The sequence below is a fragment of the Donghicola tyrosinivorans genome (assembly GCF_003003355.1).
Taxonomy (GTDB): Bacteria; Pseudomonadota; Alphaproteobacteria; order Rhodobacterales; family Rhodobacteraceae; genus Donghicola; species Donghicola tyrosinivorans.
Genome location: NZ_PVTQ01000012.1, coordinates 76,297 through 91,112, shown reverse-complemented (window position 1 = coordinate 91,112; position 14,816 = coordinate 76,297). Strand labels below are relative to the sequence as shown.

General features: G+C 60.4%; 16 protein-coding genes and 1 pseudogene. 9 read left to right on the top strand and 8 right to left on the bottom strand.

Annotated features, from left to right (window positions below; genetic code table 11):
• Positions 1–55 precede the first annotated feature (55 nt).
• The 4 genes from CLV74_RS23020 (at position 56) to CLV74_RS15935 (ending at position 4,644) form a co-directional block, all read left to right on the top strand.
• Complete coding sequence (locus tag CLV74_RS23020) at positions 56–3,490, top strand: Hpt domain-containing protein (RefSeq protein ID WP_211299062.1); 3,435 nt, start codon at positions 56–58, stop codon at positions 3,488–3,490.
• 167 nt (positions 3,491–3,657) lie between these two features.
• Positions 3,658–4,056: a flagellar export chaperone FliS gene (locus CLV74_RS15945; RefSeq protein WP_106266709.1), complete on the top strand. Its 399-nt coding sequence runs from the start codon at positions 3,658–3,660 to the stop codon at positions 4,054–4,056.
• The gene (locus tag CLV74_RS15940) at positions 4,053–4,379 is read left to right on the top strand and encodes a hypothetical protein (RefSeq protein WP_106266707.1); all 327 of its coding nucleotides are present in this window, start codon (positions 4,053–4,055) and stop codon (positions 4,377–4,379) included. The genes CLV74_RS15945 and CLV74_RS15940 overlap by 4 nt, the downstream gene beginning before the upstream one ends.
• 4 nt (positions 4,380–4,383) lie before the next feature.
• Positions 4,384–4,644 (top strand): hypothetical protein, encoded by a 261-nt coding sequence (locus CLV74_RS15935; protein ID WP_106266705.1) that lies wholly within the window; start codon positions 4,384–4,386, stop codon positions 4,642–4,644.
• Here CLV74_RS15935 and CLV74_RS15930 read toward each other — a convergent pair.
• Positions 4,618–4,797 (bottom strand): hypothetical protein, encoded by a 180-nt coding sequence (locus tag CLV74_RS15930; RefSeq protein ID WP_106266703.1) that lies wholly within the window; start codon positions 4,795–4,797, stop codon positions 4,618–4,620. The two genes, CLV74_RS15935 and CLV74_RS15930, sit on opposite strands and share 27 nt — an antisense overlap.
• Before the next feature lie 72 nt (positions 4,798–4,869).
• A complete protein-coding gene (locus CLV74_RS15925) occupies positions 4,870–5,409 on the bottom strand; it encodes a hypothetical protein (protein ID WP_106266701.1) in 540 nt (179 codons plus the stop codon).
• 174 nt (positions 5,410–5,583) lie between these two features.
• On the opposite strand from CLV74_RS15925, the gene CLV74_RS15920 reads away from it, so the two are divergent.
• The gene (locus CLV74_RS15920; RefSeq protein WP_106266699.1) at positions 5,584–6,057 is read left to right on the top strand and encodes a hypothetical protein; all 474 of its coding nucleotides are present in this window, start codon (positions 5,584–5,586) and stop codon (positions 6,055–6,057) included.
• Between the two features lie 5 nt (positions 6,058–6,062).
• Complete coding sequence (locus CLV74_RS15915) at positions 6,063–6,692, top strand: SEL1-like repeat protein (protein ID WP_146134971.1); 630 nt, start codon at positions 6,063–6,065, stop codon at positions 6,690–6,692.
• Between the two features lie 19 nt (positions 6,693–6,711).
• Here the strand turns inward: CLV74_RS15915 and CLV74_RS15910 are convergent, their stop codons facing one another.
• The 5 genes and pseudogenes from CLV74_RS15910 to CLV74_RS15890 form a co-directional block, all read right to left on the bottom strand.
• Positions 6,712–7,065: a hypothetical protein gene (locus CLV74_RS15910; RefSeq protein ID WP_106266694.1), complete on the bottom strand. Its 354-nt coding sequence runs from the start codon at positions 7,063–7,065 to the stop codon at positions 6,712–6,714.
• A gap of 31 nt (positions 7,066–7,096) precedes the next feature.
• On the bottom strand, positions 7,097–7,405 hold the full coding sequence (flgM, locus tag CLV74_RS15905; RefSeq protein ID WP_106266692.1) for a flagellar biosynthesis anti-sigma factor FlgM: 309 nt from the start codon (positions 7,403–7,405) through the stop codon (positions 7,097–7,099).
• A 67-nt stretch (positions 7,406–7,472) separates the two neighbouring features.
• Positions 7,473–8,180: a flagellar basal body P-ring formation chaperone FlgA gene (flgA, locus tag CLV74_RS15900; RefSeq protein WP_106266690.1), complete on the bottom strand. Its 708-nt coding sequence runs from the start codon at positions 8,178–8,180 to the stop codon at positions 7,473–7,475.
• A 782-nt stretch (positions 8,181–8,962) separates the two neighbouring features.
• Positions 8,963–9,241 (bottom strand): annotated as a pseudogene (locus tag CLV74_RS23480) (flagellar assembly protein T N-terminal domain-containing protein); the annotation flags it as partial.
• Between the two features lie 72 nt (positions 9,242–9,313).
• On the bottom strand, positions 9,314–9,859 hold the full coding sequence (locus CLV74_RS15890; protein WP_106266839.1) for an LPP20 family lipoprotein: 546 nt from the start codon (positions 9,857–9,859) through the stop codon (positions 9,314–9,316).
• 194 nt (positions 9,860–10,053) lie between these two features.
• Here CLV74_RS15890 and flhA point away from each other — a divergent pair, with 194 nt between their 5' ends.
• The 3 genes from flhA to CLV74_RS15875 are packed head-to-tail and all read left to right on the top strand — an operon-like array spanning position 10,054 to position 13,979.
• Positions 10,054–12,162, top strand: a complete 2,109-nt coding sequence (gene flhA, locus CLV74_RS15885; RefSeq protein ID WP_106266686.1) for a flagellar biosynthesis protein FlhA — start codon at positions 10,054–10,056, stop codon at positions 12,160–12,162.
• Positions 12,163–12,183: 21 nt separating this feature from the next.
• The gene (locus CLV74_RS15880; protein ID WP_146134970.1) at positions 12,184–13,272 is read left to right on the top strand and encodes a hypothetical protein; all 1,089 of its coding nucleotides are present in this window, start codon (positions 12,184–12,186) and stop codon (positions 13,270–13,272) included.
• On the top strand, positions 13,269–13,979 hold the full coding sequence (locus CLV74_RS15875; RefSeq protein WP_106266681.1) for a sigma-70 family RNA polymerase sigma factor: 711 nt from the start codon (positions 13,269–13,271) through the stop codon (positions 13,977–13,979). The genes CLV74_RS15880 and CLV74_RS15875 overlap by 4 nt, the downstream gene beginning before the upstream one ends.
• A 104-nt stretch (positions 13,980–14,083) precedes the next feature.
• Here the strand turns inward: CLV74_RS15875 and CLV74_RS15870 are convergent, their stop codons facing one another.
• Positions 14,084–14,707, bottom strand: a complete 624-nt coding sequence (locus tag CLV74_RS15870; RefSeq protein ID WP_245888572.1) for a response regulator transcription factor — start codon at positions 14,705–14,707, stop codon at positions 14,084–14,086.
• Between the last annotated feature and the right edge of the window lie 109 nt (positions 14,708–14,816).

Here is a 14,816-nt window from a genome sequence, read left to right as displayed (position 1 = left end):
CTTTCCCTGACCCGCTCACCTCTTTCCTTTCACCCGTTGCATCAAGGAAGCGACCATGAACGACGAAATGGATGAAATCTGGGAACTCTACGCCGACGATGGGGCGCAGGCTCTTGATGCCATGGAAGAGGCCCTTGAAGCACTGGAAGAAGGTCTGGACGGAGACATTTCTCCGCATATCGGCGCTTTGTTCCGTGCTGTGCATACCTTCAAGGGGAATTCCCGCGTATTGGGTCTGGCGATCGTCGAAAGCCGTGCTCACGTGGCCGAGGATCTTATCGGGCTGGTGCGTGACCAGGGCGTTCCGATGAACGAAGAGATCCTCGAAATGCTGGTTCTGACCGGCGATACCCTGCGGGGCATGCTGGATCACACGGCGGCACACCGTTCCGACGTTGAACCCGGCCCTTCCGAGAAACTGCATGAAGATCTTAAGAAGATGGTTGCAAAATATTCGGGCGAGGGTGGCGCCGAAGATGACACACCCGCAGAAGCTGCCGCTGAATCCGCGGATTCGGGCCTCGATGCCCTGAGCCAGCTGGACGAACTGGACGACGACGATAGTGCGCCGTCGGCTGGCGACGACATGGGTGCATTGTTCTCGGCATTTGATGACATGGACGACGATGGCTCGTTCGGAGATGCGGACGCGATCTTCGGTGACGAAGAGGAAGAGGCTGCGCCTGCCGAAGCTGCTGCACCCGAACCTGCGCCTGAACCCGCGCCTGCACCGGAACCCGCACCGGCCCCCGCTGCCGAGGCCGCGCCCGAACCTACACCGGAACCTGCGCCCGCCGAGGCTGCACCGGCTGCCGAAGCGCCTGCCGCGCCCGAGGACGATCAGCCTTCGGAAGCTGCCAAGCGTCTGCTGGACGATGCGGTTTACCACAAGATTTACACGGACATGGTCGCCGAGACCCTGACCGCGCTGGAAGCTGCCGACGATCTGGACGCTGCCGCCGCCAAGAAGGCCAGCGGTTTGGCCTACGCCGCCAAGCAGCTGGGTCTGGACGAATGGACCGCGCTTCTGGACAAGGCCAAGGATGCCGAAGGCGACACCAAGGCGCTGCTGTCCGAGATTATCGACGGCATCAAAGCCCTGCGCTACCGCGATCTGGGTGTCGGCGAGCCCCCTGCAAGTGCGCCCCCCGCGCCTGCGGCGGCACCCGAACCCGCGCCCGAAGCGGCACCCGCGCCAGCCCCTGAGGCTGCTGCACCTGCCCCCGCGGCAGAACCTGCACCTGCACCGGGCCCTGCTGCCCCTGCGGCGGCTCCGGCCCCTGCGGCTGCTGCACCTGCTCCGGCGGCTGCGGCCAAGCCTGACAGCAAGCTGGACCCCAATACGGCTGTGTTGATCCAGCTGTCGGATCTGTTCAAGCGGGTGTCCGAGATGGGCTTGCGCTTTGCCAACGACAAGAAGCCTTCGGGCAAGGAACTGTCCGATCTTTCGAAAGAGATCGTGGCGATTGTCGAAAAGCAGGGCTACGTGCGTGTGACTGCTGCGGCTGAACTGCTGGCCAAAGCGAACACAATCGAAGGCTTCCGTAGCGCAGAGCTAAGCTTTTACGAAGAGCTGGCCGCTGTTGAAGCGGTCTTGCCCAAGAACTCGATCCCCGACGATCTGCTGACGCCGACCCGTCTGCTGCGGGTTTGGGGTTCGGACAATATCTTCGACACGCTGACCCAGCTGCGTCAGGGCCTTGAGGCCAACAATGGCGCTGGCGAGACCTGGTTTGCCAGCTTTGAAGGCCTGATGCGCCGTGCCTTCCACGCCTGTAACTTCTACGGGATGGAAACCGCAGCGCAGTTGACCATGGCGCTGATCGACCTGTTCGCCCGTGTACGTGTGGACGGGGTAAAGCCCGACATCATTCTGATCCAGATCGCCCGTGGCTTTGTGGATACGATGGAACTGGTCTTCGACACGCTGGATCAGGGCGACGAGCCCGACACCAGCAAGATCGAAAAACTGTTCGAAGAGGCTTCGACCGTCTGCTTCCTTGCCTCGGGCATGGTGACGGCGAAATCGATCGAGGAACGTCTGGGTCTGCCCAAGGAATTCCACCGCGTTCTGTCGCCCGAAAGCGTGAAGAAAGCGCAGTCGGCGATTGAATCGGAGATGAACTTCTTCGTCATCCGTTCGGACCTGAACGACGACGAACAGATCGCCCAGTACTTCCTGGACTGGATTTCCAGCCCGCAGGCCAAGATGATCACCAACGTGACGGTCTTCAAAGACGACATCACGCTGTTTGACTTCCTTGTGGCCACCAGCCTGCCCTCGGATCACGTCAATGAGACGCTGGCCCAGATCGATCCGTCGGGTGACAAGCTGTTCGTTCTACAAGAACTGACGATTAAGGATGCGCCGGTATCCCTGAGCGAAGGCGGCGATGCCGCGCTTGATTTCAACGTGGTTATGGGCTCGGGCGGTGATGGCCTGAAAATGCTGGAAACCATCGGCGAGATCTCTTCGGGTCAGGCGATGGTGCAGGAAATGGTCCGCCAACTGGCCATGCGCGATCTGATCGCCGAACTGGAACAGTCGATCCAGCATTCGGATGCCCCGCCGCTGTTGGCCCGTCACAAGACGATCCTGCGCGAAATCGTACAGGAACACATCAACCAGCTTCAGCAGCTGAGCGAAGCCGAGACCCAGTTGGGTTCTCAGCTGACCCAGTTGCAGGAAGAAAGCGTGGCTATGCGTTCGCGTCCCGCGACCGTACTGTTGCGCCCGATGGCGTCTTTCGTGGAAACGCTGGCCCGCAAGTTCGGCGGCGATGCCCGTCTGTCTTCGTCGGGTGGTGAGGTTACGCTGGACCAGACCATGATCTCGGATCTACGTCTGATCCTGAAGGCACTGGTCACCCAGCGTCTGAAGAACGAAAAGCGCCCCGGCAAGTTCCACATCTCGGTCGCGAACGAGGATGACCGGATCTCGGTCGAACTCAGCGACAATGGCGGTGTTCTGGATAAGAACAAGGAATTCGCCGAGCTTGAGGAAGACGTCCTGCACAAGGGCGGCACCCTGAAATCGGTTGCCTTGCCTGATGGCGGTGTCCGGTTCCACATCAGCCTGCCGCTGCACATGATCGTTCTGGATGGCATGGTCGTTCGGGTTGGCGATGTGCGTTACGTGTTGCCGATCGAATCGATCCAGCGCATCCATCAAGGCAAGGATCTGGTGCCGGTTGTCGCCGCACGCGATATGTCGATGTTGCGTCTGGACGATGGTGATCTGGTCCGAATCCAGCCCTTGTCGAACGGTCACGCCAAGATCGGCGACAGCCCCGATGGTCTCTATGTGATCGTGCGGTATGGCGAGATCCGCCGCGCGATCCCCGTGGATGAACTTCTGGGCCAACAGCTGGTTCTGCTGCGTCCCCTGCGTGGTGTTCTGTCGAACATGCGCGACCTGTCGGGCATCGCAATCCTCACGGGTGGGGATGTAGGCATGGTGCTGTCCGTCAGCAGCTTTGCGACCGCCTGACCGAAATATCTTCGGTATGTATCCAATGAATCGCGCCTTATGGCGCGATTTTTTATTTAAAAATAATGACTTAGTTTTTCGGGCAAGTGCATTTTGGCCTAAAAGATGCAGAGCATCTGTCGTTGATTCTAATACGAAACACAGCGTCAAGGTCTTCGGAGGAAGTTATGAATTTTGCTCTTGCCAGATCCCGGTATCGTCAAACCGAAGCCGTCTCGGCCCCCGAGGTCGAAGATCCCCATGAGGTGATCATGATCACGCTGCGCGAGCTGGAGCGTTCGATGTCGGTGATGGCGACCGCCTATGAAGCGGGCAAGAAGGTTCCGGATGATCATCTCAGCCGTGGCCTGACCGCTATCTACATCCTGCAAAGCAGCCTGGACTTTGAAAAGGGCGAAGACATCGCCGTCAGCCTGTTCCAGCTGTATGAATACGCCCGCCAGCAGATCTTGTGCTGCATGCGCCGCGAAGAAAACAGCGATATCGTTGTCGCCCGTGACTGCATCACTGACATCCTTTCCGCATGGCGCCAGATCGGCAGCCAGACCGTGAGGGTGCAAGGGTGAGCCGTAACGTCCTCCGAGCAATCACCGCGCGCCAGACCATCGAGCGTCTGGAGCGGACGGTTGCGGAACTGCAAGCAGCCGCCGAGGCTGGCGAGATCGATCGTCTGCCCGCGCTGGATCATGAACTGCGCTGTGCAGCTATGGCCGTCATCGGCACTGTTCCTGCGGGCGAGTTGCCCGAGGAAGGCCAGATGGACAGCCTGAAGGAAGCTCTGCGGATTGTAGGGGAAACTCTGGACACGCTGGCCCTGCAACAAAAGGCGCAGAAGGCCCGTGACCACAAAGCAAACCGGCTGCGTCTGGCCTATTCGCGGAAGGACTAAGGGGATGGCAGAGCGCAAGCCTTGTGAAACCTGCATGCGGTTGCGTGCGTTTCTATTTATCGGGCTGGCGTTGGTCGTCCTGATCGGGCTGAAGCCCGCAGGGATCGTGCGGCTGGCGGGCTATCTGCCCGATGCCAGTGTTGTTGCATCCCTGATGATGTTCGTGGGCGCTGGCATTTTTGCTGTGCGCTACGCACGCTACATCAAGGAAGAAGGTACCGAGCGGGAAATCCCCCGCTCAGGACAGGCGCAGGGGCGCCGCTAGGGCTGCGATCAGACCGCTCAGCGAGGTCCGTGCGCGGGCACGCGGTTGACCGTTCTTGTCGCAGTAGACGGTCTCTACCATCATATATGGCAGATCATGGCCTTCGGTGGCCGGTGTGCTTTGAGTGGTGGCGGTGTCGATCATCATGTTCATCGGGGCTCTCCGGTTTCGGGTGCGCAACAGGGCGCTTCGGGGCAATACCTGCAAGGGGCGGGCCAAGTGGCCTCAGGACCCCACAGCAAAATTCATAATCAGCACTTCGTAGACAGGTTCGGGAACGTCAGGAGACGTCAGATCCTGATTCAGCCGTTCGCGGAAGGCCTTGGGCAGACGCTTGCGCAGGTCGTGCCAGTCCGATTGCGGCGGCAGGTTCGGGATGATGTCCAGAATGGTCTCGGCCAGCGGGGCGACGATGGGCTCGGACGCGGATTTCAGCTTTTCGATGACGTCTTTGTTCATGTCGTCGCGCACGGCCAGACCGATGTTGATGCTGACGGTGCCGCCTAGCTCGGGGATCGTGGCGCGGATCGGGTTGATGATATCCAGATACATGCGCTGCGGGTCAGGTTTGACCTCGACCACCTCTTCGACGACCTCTTCTTCGGGCACGTCGGGGCGGGCAGGGCCGGTTTGCAAAGCATGGAAAAGACCGCCCGAGAACGCACCGATCACCACCAGCGCGGGCAGGATTCCCAGCAGAATGGTGGCCTTGCCGCTGATAGCGCCGGGATCGACGGTTGGCTGGTCTTCTGTCTCGTCAGACATGCGGGAAATTCCTTGGGTTTCGTGCAATCACCTTGCTGCAACCCTGTGCAAATGCGGTGCCAAGTTCCCCTTCGGACAGGTTTGCTAAAATTATCCCCGTCTTGTCCGAAGGTATAAATAGGGGAATTCTGTTCCCCGACCCAGCACTGCCCTGCTTGTGAGGATACGATGGGAATGGCGATAGGATTGGCTCGGGTGTTCAGCCCGTTCAGGCGTCTATTCAGGCGGTCGGAGACGGCTGCGCAGACGGTCCTGCCGCCCTACGCCCCCGAGGACAACCTGCCCGTGGTCGAAGACTCCACCGCGCCGCAGGAACCGCCCCAGAACGGGCATATCCCGCAAGAGGACTTTGTGCTGGTCCAGAAGATGACCCGCCTCATGAGCCTGACCGAGATCGAGCGGCACTTGCCCAACATCCTTGGTCGTGCGCTAGCGCGGGGCTGGATCGACAAGAATTTCCAGAGCGCCTTTATGGATGACCCCAAGGCGATGCTGTCCACCTATGACGTGCATCTGCCCGATGCCATCGCGATTGAGGTCGAGACCGAGCCGGGTAAACGCCCGCGCATTGTGGTTTATGAACGGACCGTGTCGGGGACCAAGCGGCGGCTCTTGTATCTACAACTGGTGATGATGGCCGGACGGTGAAACGGATGATGCGACGAATGCTGGCCGCTGTGGCGGTCTCGGCCCTTATGACTGCGCCTGTGGGGGCAGATGATTTTGACGATGCGGTTGCGGCCTTCAAAGGTGGCGATACGGATCGGGCAATCATGCTGTTCAGCCGTCTGGCTGACACCAACGACGGCGCTGCACAGGCCAATCTGGCGGTGCTGTATGCCTTGGGGCAGGGGATCACGCAGGATGACGCCGAGGCTTACTACTGGGCGTGGCGCGCGCGCTTTTCCGGCGAGCTGGCCGCGAAGGGCATGATCAAGCTTTTGAAGGAACGTCTGACCGAAGAAGGCCGCACCGAAGTGGCGGGCCGATTGATCACGGATCTGACGGATACCGCCGTGCGCGGTGATCTTGGGGCTTTGACAGCCATCGGCCGCGTCTACAGCGAAGTCAGCGAGCCTGCGAACCCGCCGGAGGCGCTGTTGTGGTTCACGGTTGCTGCGGCCTTTGAGGCGCCTCATGCGGCGCTTTTCCGTGAAGGTACCAGTCAGGAAATCAGCAAGCAGGAGCGTCTGACCATTCAGGCCCGTGCTCGCCAGCTGTTCGCTGAATGGTGCAAAAAATTACCGGCAGAAAAACTGCCGGTAACCTGTCCATCCAACTGATGTAGATAAGGCGCAAACCTCAGTGTTTGCGGAAGGCCTGCATGGCGACCAACTCGTCCGCCGAGATGCCGGTCTTGCGCGAGATCTCAAGCCCGCTTTCGCCCTGACGTGCCAGGCTGATGGCTTGGTCAATCATCCGCTCGCCGGCCAGCCACGCTACATCGGAACGGGTGTCCTTCATCAGATCGCTCATCTCTGCAACGGCGTCTTCCAGACGTTCCAGTCGATCACTCAACGTATCAGTCGCGGTCGCGGGGGCGGCCACGACAGCCTTTTTCGCGGCACGCTTGCGGCGTGCGACAAATGTCGCCCCAACAAAAGCTGCGAGAAGCAGACCTGCTGCGGCGGCAAGGTAAAGAAATTGGCTGGTCACTGTGCGTGTTCCGTCTTTGGTTCGTATTAGGTCACATCATCAATTCACGGTAGCCTTCGAAAAGGCTGTCCGTGATACGGTCCAGATCCACCGGATAGTTACCGGAAGAAATGGCGGCTTTGATGCGTTTCACCGCTTCGACGTCGAAGGGGGGATTGGTTTCGTCAACGCTCGTCGGTTTCTGAATCGCAGCTGCACTCAGGCTGACGCTGTCAGTCGCAGCGGTTGCACCGACGCTACCGGCACTGGCAGCACCCTTGCTGCCGCTTGGGGCGGGCGTATCACCCTGCGTCTTCTGAATTCGGGCGCGGGCGAGGGACGGATTTATGGAGTCGACCATAACTTTCTCCTCGGGTTGAAACTTAACGAGCAAACACACACTCTCGGACTCATTAAACGGCGGTGTCTCAATTCATTTTAGTACTTACGGCCACTTTGTTACGTTCGCGGACGATAGCTTTGATGAGGCGGTCACTGCCTGTATTCCTTACTGCAATTATCTGGCCACGTTGCCCGTTCTCGGCCGCAATTCCTGTCGCTAAAATCGACATTCCTGCGGATTCAAAAACGATCGCGACCGGAGTTCCCTCGGTCACGAGCCAGCTGATTTCCAAGTGACGGGCCAGAACCGGGCGACCTTCGCCCAGATTGGTCATCAGCTTGCGGCCGATGACGTTTTCCGGATCCGTCATGAGTCCTTCCAACGTGCCTTGGCCGATTGGTTTTAGGGCAAGATGGCGGGATTCTATCACTGTGCCCTTCGATAAGCTTTCCGTTAGCGTTACCACCGGCTCACCCAAGGGGGCGGTCCGGGGATCATGGCGCTCGATCTGGGGCATGACGGCCGAGGTGCGCACTGCGCGGGCCCATGCACTAGGGCTGTCGCAGCGCAATTCCACCGTCCGCCAGTTGCCCGAGCGGTTGGTGACCGAAGGTGTGGTGTCGCAGGCGGGAAAGCGGCGGAATTCGCTGACTTCGGGCTGGCCGGTCATACCTTCGGCAGCCATAGCGGTCTGCACCAGCGAGGCGATCTCGATGTGATCCAGCCCGTCTGCATAGGGCTGCGCCATTGCGCCCATGGGCAGCAAGGCCAAGGCAAGGGCGCGTAGTTTCACAGTCCCGCCTCCATAAAGTAGACCAGACGGCCCGCATAGCTAGAGGCGCTGCGGCTGGGGTCCAAGGGGCGCAGGGTGGCGCGACCGTTTTCAAGCTTGGTGATTTCCAGCAGACCAAAGCTGTCGTTGGGATCGTCCACCACGGCCAAAGCGCCGCGGGTAATGCCATGGCTGGCCCCGATGGGCACGCTCAGGCTTTTGCCAGCCAGCGCCAGACGGGCCGAGGGTGGCTCGCATCCCAGTGCCGACAGGACGGTGTTGAATTCTTTGAGCACACCGTTCGACAGCATCCCCTCGGCGGTGGTGCGGTTGCGCAGGGTCAACTGGTGCAGCGTGGTGTTTTTGGGCAGCGGCGCGGTGCGGCTGATGCGGTGGCGGCGGATGTTGCCGTTGCTTTCCTTGAAGGCCAGATCCACGTTCAGGACGATGGCTTTCATGGCGTTGGATAGCACGACATCCACATCGAAGGTGGTGCTAAGGATGTGATCACCCTTGGCCGCAGCCGGCGCGGCGCCTGTCATCAGCGCGTTGTAATTCATCCCTGAGGGGACCGAGCTGGCCGGTTGCCCTGCCGAAGAGGTGGCAATCACGCGCTCTAGTTTGGTGGCGCGGTTGCGTTCAACCGTGCGCATCATGTCGTTGAACATGGTCTGGCTCATCTCGGCGGTCCATGCGGGGGCTGCCGGAGAGATGCTGTAGTTCGGCATGGTGGCCGTGATCAGCAGGCTGCGGCTGCCGCCACAGATGCCCGCAGGCACGGGGCCGACCAGCGCCTTCACCCGCACACGCCAGAGGTTGCCGTCAAAGCTGCTGTCCAGAACCTTGTGGCTTAGCACCTGACCTTTGGCCAGCAGCAGGGCGCGATCGGCCTGCACAACGCTTTTGTCCACGTAGGTGTAGCCGCGAAGGGTTGCGCCCCCTTGCATTGCCGCCGCAACCAGCGCGTCCAGCAGGGCGCGGCGTTTGGCGGTGTCCTGCGTGTCCCCCCGTGTCATGGCCGAATGGCCCCATGCCTCGACCCAGATGGCCTGATCCTTGGTGCCCGCATAGGCAGGGCGCATGGTCAGGAACACCAGAAGGGCGATCAGCAACAGGCCAGAGGTCGCAACAACACGCGAAAGGGACAGCATGGATCAGAGACCTTTCTTGGCGGCGCGCACGATGTAGCGGACCACATCCGCGTCAAGGGTCAGGACGACCTCAAAGGTATCGGCGCTTTTGGGATTGATGGCCGTGGTGCGAGCACCGCGGATTTGTCCTTCGACAACGCCGCGAATGTAGTCGCTGCGCAGGACCATATCATTCACGGTCGAGGTCGAGCTGATGTGCAGTCCGTGGATCTGCTCGGCCAGATCGCGCATCGCCTCAAGGCGGGCGGCACGGATGGCCATCAGACGCTTTTCGTTGGTGGTTTTGCCCGGCTGACCCGCGACCTGCGCATAGCCCATGCCCTTCAGGGGCACGATCTGTTCGGTCTTTGGGCCTCCGGCCAGAATAGCCGTCATCGGAGTCCGCCCATCAAGCGCGTCTTTCAGTTCGGCCAGTTCTTTGGTCTGCGCGGCGGGCGCGAGGGGCAGTTGCTCAACGGCGCGGGGCGTTTGCTGCATCATGCAGCCGCTCGCGGCCATGGTCAGGCCTGCGGCGGCGATCAGGCGCATCGCTTTGGGGTTCCTTGGCATCCGGGTCTCCTGGTTGCGGGCCATTGGTGATGCCAAAGGTCTGCAAAAGCCGTGCCAGCCATGGCGCGCCGCCTTAATCCCCGCAATTGGCCCTTAAAACCAAGGTGTTCGCCAACAGCTGGCACGGGAATTGCAGCATTTCCGGCAATCGCACAACGCGACGGAAAACCGACAATCCGCAGGGAACCGCTGGAATGGCAAATACTGCAACTGCTGCACCAACCGAACGCATGGGAGGCCTTGTTCTGCCCATTGGCATTATGGCGATGATCGCCATGATGGTGCTGCCCCTTCCGGTGTTCCTGCTGGACGTCTTTTTCGTCTTTAATATCCTGCTGTCGCTGCTGATCCTGATGGTGTCGATGCACACCTACAAGCCGCTGGACTTCAGCAGCTTTCCCAGCCTTCTGCTGATTGCCACCACCTTGCGTCTGGCCTTGAACGTGGCCTCGACCCGTATTGTTCTGACCGATGGTCACACGGGTGGCGGTGCAGCTGGTAAGGTGATCGAGGCCTTCGGCAACTTTGTCATCGCGGGCAACTTTGCCGTTGGTATCGTCGTCTTTACCATCCTGATGATCATCAACCTTGTGGTGATTACCAAAGGTGCGGGCCGCGTGTCCGAGGTCTCGGCCCGCTTTACGCTGGACGCGATGCCTGGCAAGCAGATGGCGATTGATGCGGACCTGAACGCGGGCCTGATGGACCCCGATACCGCCCGCGCCCGCCGCGCCGAAGTGGCCGAGGAAGCGGACTTTTACGGCGCCATGGACGGTGCCTCGAAGTTCGTAAAAGGCGACGCGGTTGCCGGTATCCTGATCCTTGCGGCCAACATCGTCGGCGGCATTATTATCGGGACAACTCAATACGGTCTGGGCGCCGGAGAGGCCGCAGAGACCTATGTTCTGCTGTCCATCGGTGACGGTCTTGTGGCGCAGATCCCTTCGCTGCTGTTGTCGATCGCAACCGCGATCATCGTGACCCGTGTGTCGGGCGGCCACGACATGGCCAGCCACATCAAGACGCAGGTGAACCTGAGCCGCGCATGGCTGCCTGTGGCGGCTGTGATGGGCATTCTGGGCCTTGTTCCGGGCATGCCCAACTTTCTCTTCCTGATTGCAGCGGCAGGTGCAGGCGCGGGCTACTGGTATTCCCGCGGGGCCGAGACCGAAGAGGCCACCGCCGCTGAAAAACCCAAGGCTGGCGCCAAGCCCGCAGCCGGTGGCGGCGAAGCCCCTGCCACGCCCGGAACCATCACCGCCGAAGAGGTCACCGACTACGCGCCCATCTCGATCCAGATCGGTTTTGGTCTGATCGGCATGATCGACGAAACCTCTGGTGGTGAGCTGCTAAGCCGGATCACCGGCATCCGCCGCGAGGTGTCCAAAGCCATGGGCTTTGTGGTTCCCGGTGTGCGTATCCGTGACGATCTGAACCTGCCCTCGAACACCTATCGCATCCGCATCGGTCAGGCGATTGTGGCCGAGGATGAGGTCTACCCCGACCGCAAACTGGCGCTTCAGGGCGGTAACTCGGTCAAGAAGCTGCGCGGCATAGATGTCAAAGATCCGTCATTCGGCATGGATGCAACGTGGATCCAGCCCCATCAGCAGGCCGAAGCAGAGGCAGATGATCACGTCGTGGTCGAGCCCGAGTCGGTCATTGCGACGCACCTCAGCCAGATGCTGTACAACCACGCCTCTGACCTGCTTGGTCCCGATGATGTGCAGGGTCTGCTGGACCGTCTGGCCGAAGCCAGCCCGACGCTGGTGGAATCGGTCGTGCCCAAGCCCATCGCGCTGCACACCCTGACCTCGGTCATGCGCAACCTGCTGTCCGAACGTATTCCCGTCAGCGATCTGCGCCGCATTCTGGAAGGTCTGGCCGATGTGGCAGGCCGCCTGACCGACACGCAGGATATGGCAGAGGCCCTTCGCCCCGCCCTGACCCCGCTGCTGCTGCAACAGATTGCTCCTCTGAACACCCCGCTGCCCCTGATCACCCTGTCGCCCGACTTCGAAGAGTTGCTGACCCGCAGCTACCAGAAGGGCGCCGGTTTGATCGTGGATCAGGGTCTGACCCAGCAGATGCTGCAGGCCCTGAACCAGAGCAACGAAGAGATGCTGGCCCAAGGGCGCCAGCCGGTCGTGATCGTCTCTAGCGCGCTGCGCCGTCCCTATGCCGCCTTCCTGCGCGGTCATGGCAGCGACGCCATCGTGCTGGCGGTCAACGAACTGCCCGACAACCGCAAAATCGAAATCGTGGCGACGATCGGCGGCAACCGCCAGATCGGCCAGTCCTGAGCCAGCTAACGAGGCCCCAAAATGCCAACCACAACCGTAAGAGCTGCCGATAGTGCCGAAGCGATGGACGAAGTCATCGCCCGTCTCGGGCCGGACGCCTTGATCCTCTCGACGGTGAAAAAGAACGGCATGGTCGAGATCACCGCGACCACCGATCCTGTGCCGCCGCGATTGCCCAAGGCCGAGCGGACCAAGATCGAAGAGCCTGCCGAAGACGCAGCCGAAACCGGTGCTGCAGTTCAGGCGCCCGCGCGCGTGGTCGAGCCGGATGTGACGCCCGATAGCGACAAGGTCGTTCCTATCGCGGCTCATCGGGACAAGACCGCAGCCGAGCCTGCGCCCAAGCCGGAAAGCAAGGGCAAGATGGCCAACTTTGGCAAACTGTTTTCCTCGCGGATGAACCCCGCTACCTCGCCCGCCCCTGTGGCCCTGTCGGAAGGCAAGGCCGAGGCCCGTAACCCTGTCGATCGCGTGACCCTTGCCAGCCCCAATGATGTGCTGCGGGCCGACCGGCTGGTGATTGTGGGCCAGATCGGTGCCGGCAAATCCGTCTTGGCGCTGCAACTGGCCGCACAAGAGGCCCAGAAGGGCCGCGACGTGCAGGTCAGCTTTGTCGGGGCCTCACACGCGGACGGGGCCTTCCTAAGCACCAAGGCGCGTATCCTGGGCTGTCCGGTTGGACACGCTGATCTGGACAGCATCCGTCGCGCGCCGCGGTCTGGTATGCTGGAGATCATCGTAATCTCGGGGCGTGCGCCGCTGAGCGAGGCTGCCATCGACGCGTTGGTCGAACAGGACAACAGCCGTGTCGTGCTGGTTTTGCCATTTGGTCTGCGCCGTCGCGCGATCATCGGCCAAGCTGGCACGTACCGTGCATTAGACCCTGTAGTCGCACTGAGCCGCCGCGCCGGGGACGATCTGGAAGCTGAGGATCTGACCTATCTGGCCGATGCCGGTCTGCCCCTGACGTGGATCAGCGCGACGAAATCCGTGGTGCATGCCCTGACGGCGGTCGAACGCGACTGGCTGGCAGAGCAGCTCCCCCCTGAAATTCCTGCGCAAGTGCGCAGTCTCTACGCCCAAGAGCCTTCTGATGGAGGACAATCATGATCGCGCCCAAAGCGTACTCGGAACAGGCCCCACGGCCCGACAAACTGGTCGAGGATCACATGCATCTGGTCAAGCGATTGGCCTGGCACTTCCTCGGCCGTGTTGGCCGGTTTGTGGAACTGGAAGACCTTATGCAGGCCGGATATCTTGGCCTGGTGGATGCCTCGCAACGGTATACGCCCCGCGAAGGGGTGACGTTCTCGGCCTATGCGGCGATCCGTGTGCGCGGCTCGATCGTGGATTTGCTCAGGCGGAATTCCAACCTCTGCCGCAAGACGATTGCCATGCAGCAGCAGGTCAAGGCCGCCATCAACGCACTGGAAGGTGAACTGGGCCGCACGCCCGAGCCCAAGGAAGTTGCCGCCAAGATGGAGATTCCCATAGAGGAATACGAAGACTGGCAGGCCCGCTTTCAGGTTAATCGGGTGCAGTCGCTGGACGAGGTCTATTCGGATCAGTCCATGCTGTTCGAAGACCGGCAGCAGAACTCGGAAGACCTGACCCATCAGTCACAGCTGAAAGTATTGCTGCGTAAGGCATTGGAGAAACTGCCGGAACGTGAGGCGCTGCTGCTGCACCTGTACTATGTGGAAGAGCTGAACGTCTATGAGGTCGCCGCCATTCTGGGGGTTACAACTGGACGGGTGTCACAGATCAAGAAGGCGGCGATCATGCGCCTGCGCGGTTTGATCGGAGATGTGGGATAAATCCGCTCTGCGGGAAAAGTGACCCAAGATAACACGTCATGGAAAGCAAAAAGGCCCGCATGGAATTGCGGGCCTTTGCCAATTTTGCAGAATTGCAAAAGATGTTATAGCAGTCCGGTATTCCGTGCGATGAAGACCGCGTGAGTCCGGTTGTTGGCCGACAGCTTGGTGCAGATCGACCGGACGTGCATCTTGATGGTGGCCTCGGACAGCTCCAACTCGAACGCGATTTCCTTGTTCTGCTTACCTTCGCCCAGATAGTTCAGCACGGTCATCTCACGATCGGACAGGGGGCTGTTGGCGTTGTTGTTGGTGTTCGTTTCTTCGTGCATCAGGCTAAGAGGCGTGTAGACCTCACCCGATGCGATAAAGCGGATCGCGTTCGCCAGGCTGCGTGCCTGCATTGTCTTGGGGATCAGGCCAGCGCCGCCCATCTCCAGTGTTTCATCAAGAACACGGCGGGTCGGCGTGCCGGTGATGATCGCGACAGGCTTGCCTTCCGAGGCATCCAGAGCGCGGCGCAGACCCTCAAGTCCGTTCATGCCGGGCATGTTCAGGTCCAGCAATGTCACATCGACAGGGCCGACGTCGGCAATCACTTTCAATGCCCCATCGAGGTCACCGGCAGACAGAACCTCAAGATCGGGTTGTGAAGAAAGGAAAAGGCTAAGAACCTCAAGCACCATGGAATGGTCATCTGCGATGAGGACTCTTGTCTTAGTATTCATTTGCTCGGCGCTCATGGTGCTGCTCACTCATTCGTATGTTTTGGTCTAAAATGATAAACTGGTACCGGCAAAAATCTACACTCATTTAACTTCGGTATGTTTATGAATG

Bases quoted from the DNA above. Each gene is read 5' to 3' on its own strand.
- CLV74_RS15930 (WP_106266703.1), bottom strand. From the start codon at position 4,797: ATGAACATGATGATCGACACCGCCACCACTCAAAGCACACCGGCCACC.
- CLV74_RS15875 (WP_106266681.1), top strand. From the start codon at position 13,269: ATGATCGCGCCCAAAGCGTACTCGGAACAGGCCCCACGGCCCGACAAA.
- CLV74_RS15915 (WP_146134971.1), top strand. From the start codon at position 6,063: ATGATGCGACGAATGCTGGCCGCTGTGGCGGTCTCGGCCCTTATGACT.
- CLV74_RS15920 (WP_106266699.1), top strand. From the start codon at position 5,584: ATGGCGATAGGATTGGCTCGGGTGTTCAGCCCGTTCAGGCGTCTATTC.
- flgM (WP_106266692.1), bottom strand. From the start codon at position 7,405: ATGGTCGACTCCATAAATCCGTCCCTCGCCCGCGCCCGAATTCAGAAG.
- CLV74_RS15945 (WP_106266709.1), top strand. From the start codon at position 3,658: ATGAATTTTGCTCTTGCCAGATCCCGGTATCGTCAAACCGAAGCCGTC.
- CLV74_RS23020 (WP_211299062.1), top strand. From the start codon at position 56: ATGAACGACGAAATGGATGAAATCTGGGAACTCTACGCCGACGATGGG.
- CLV74_RS15880 (WP_146134970.1), top strand. From the start codon at position 12,184: ATGCCAACCACAACCGTAAGAGCTGCCGATAGTGCCGAAGCGATGGAC.
- CLV74_RS15925 (WP_106266701.1), bottom strand. From the start codon at position 5,409: ATGTCTGACGAGACAGAAGACCAGCCAACCGTCGATCCCGGCGCTATC.
- CLV74_RS15890 (WP_106266839.1), bottom strand. From the start codon at position 9,859: ATGCCAAGGAACCCCAAAGCGATGCGCCTGATCGCCGCCGCAGGCCTG.
- CLV74_RS15870 (WP_245888572.1), bottom strand. From the start codon at position 14,707: ATGAATACTAAGACAAGAGTCCTCATCGCAGATGACCATTCCATGGTG.
- CLV74_RS15935 (WP_106266705.1), top strand. From the start codon at position 4,384: ATGGCAGAGCGCAAGCCTTGTGAAACCTGCATGCGGTTGCGTGCGTTT.
- flhA (WP_106266686.1), top strand. From the start codon at position 10,054: ATGGCAAATACTGCAACTGCTGCACCAACCGAACGCATGGGAGGCCTT.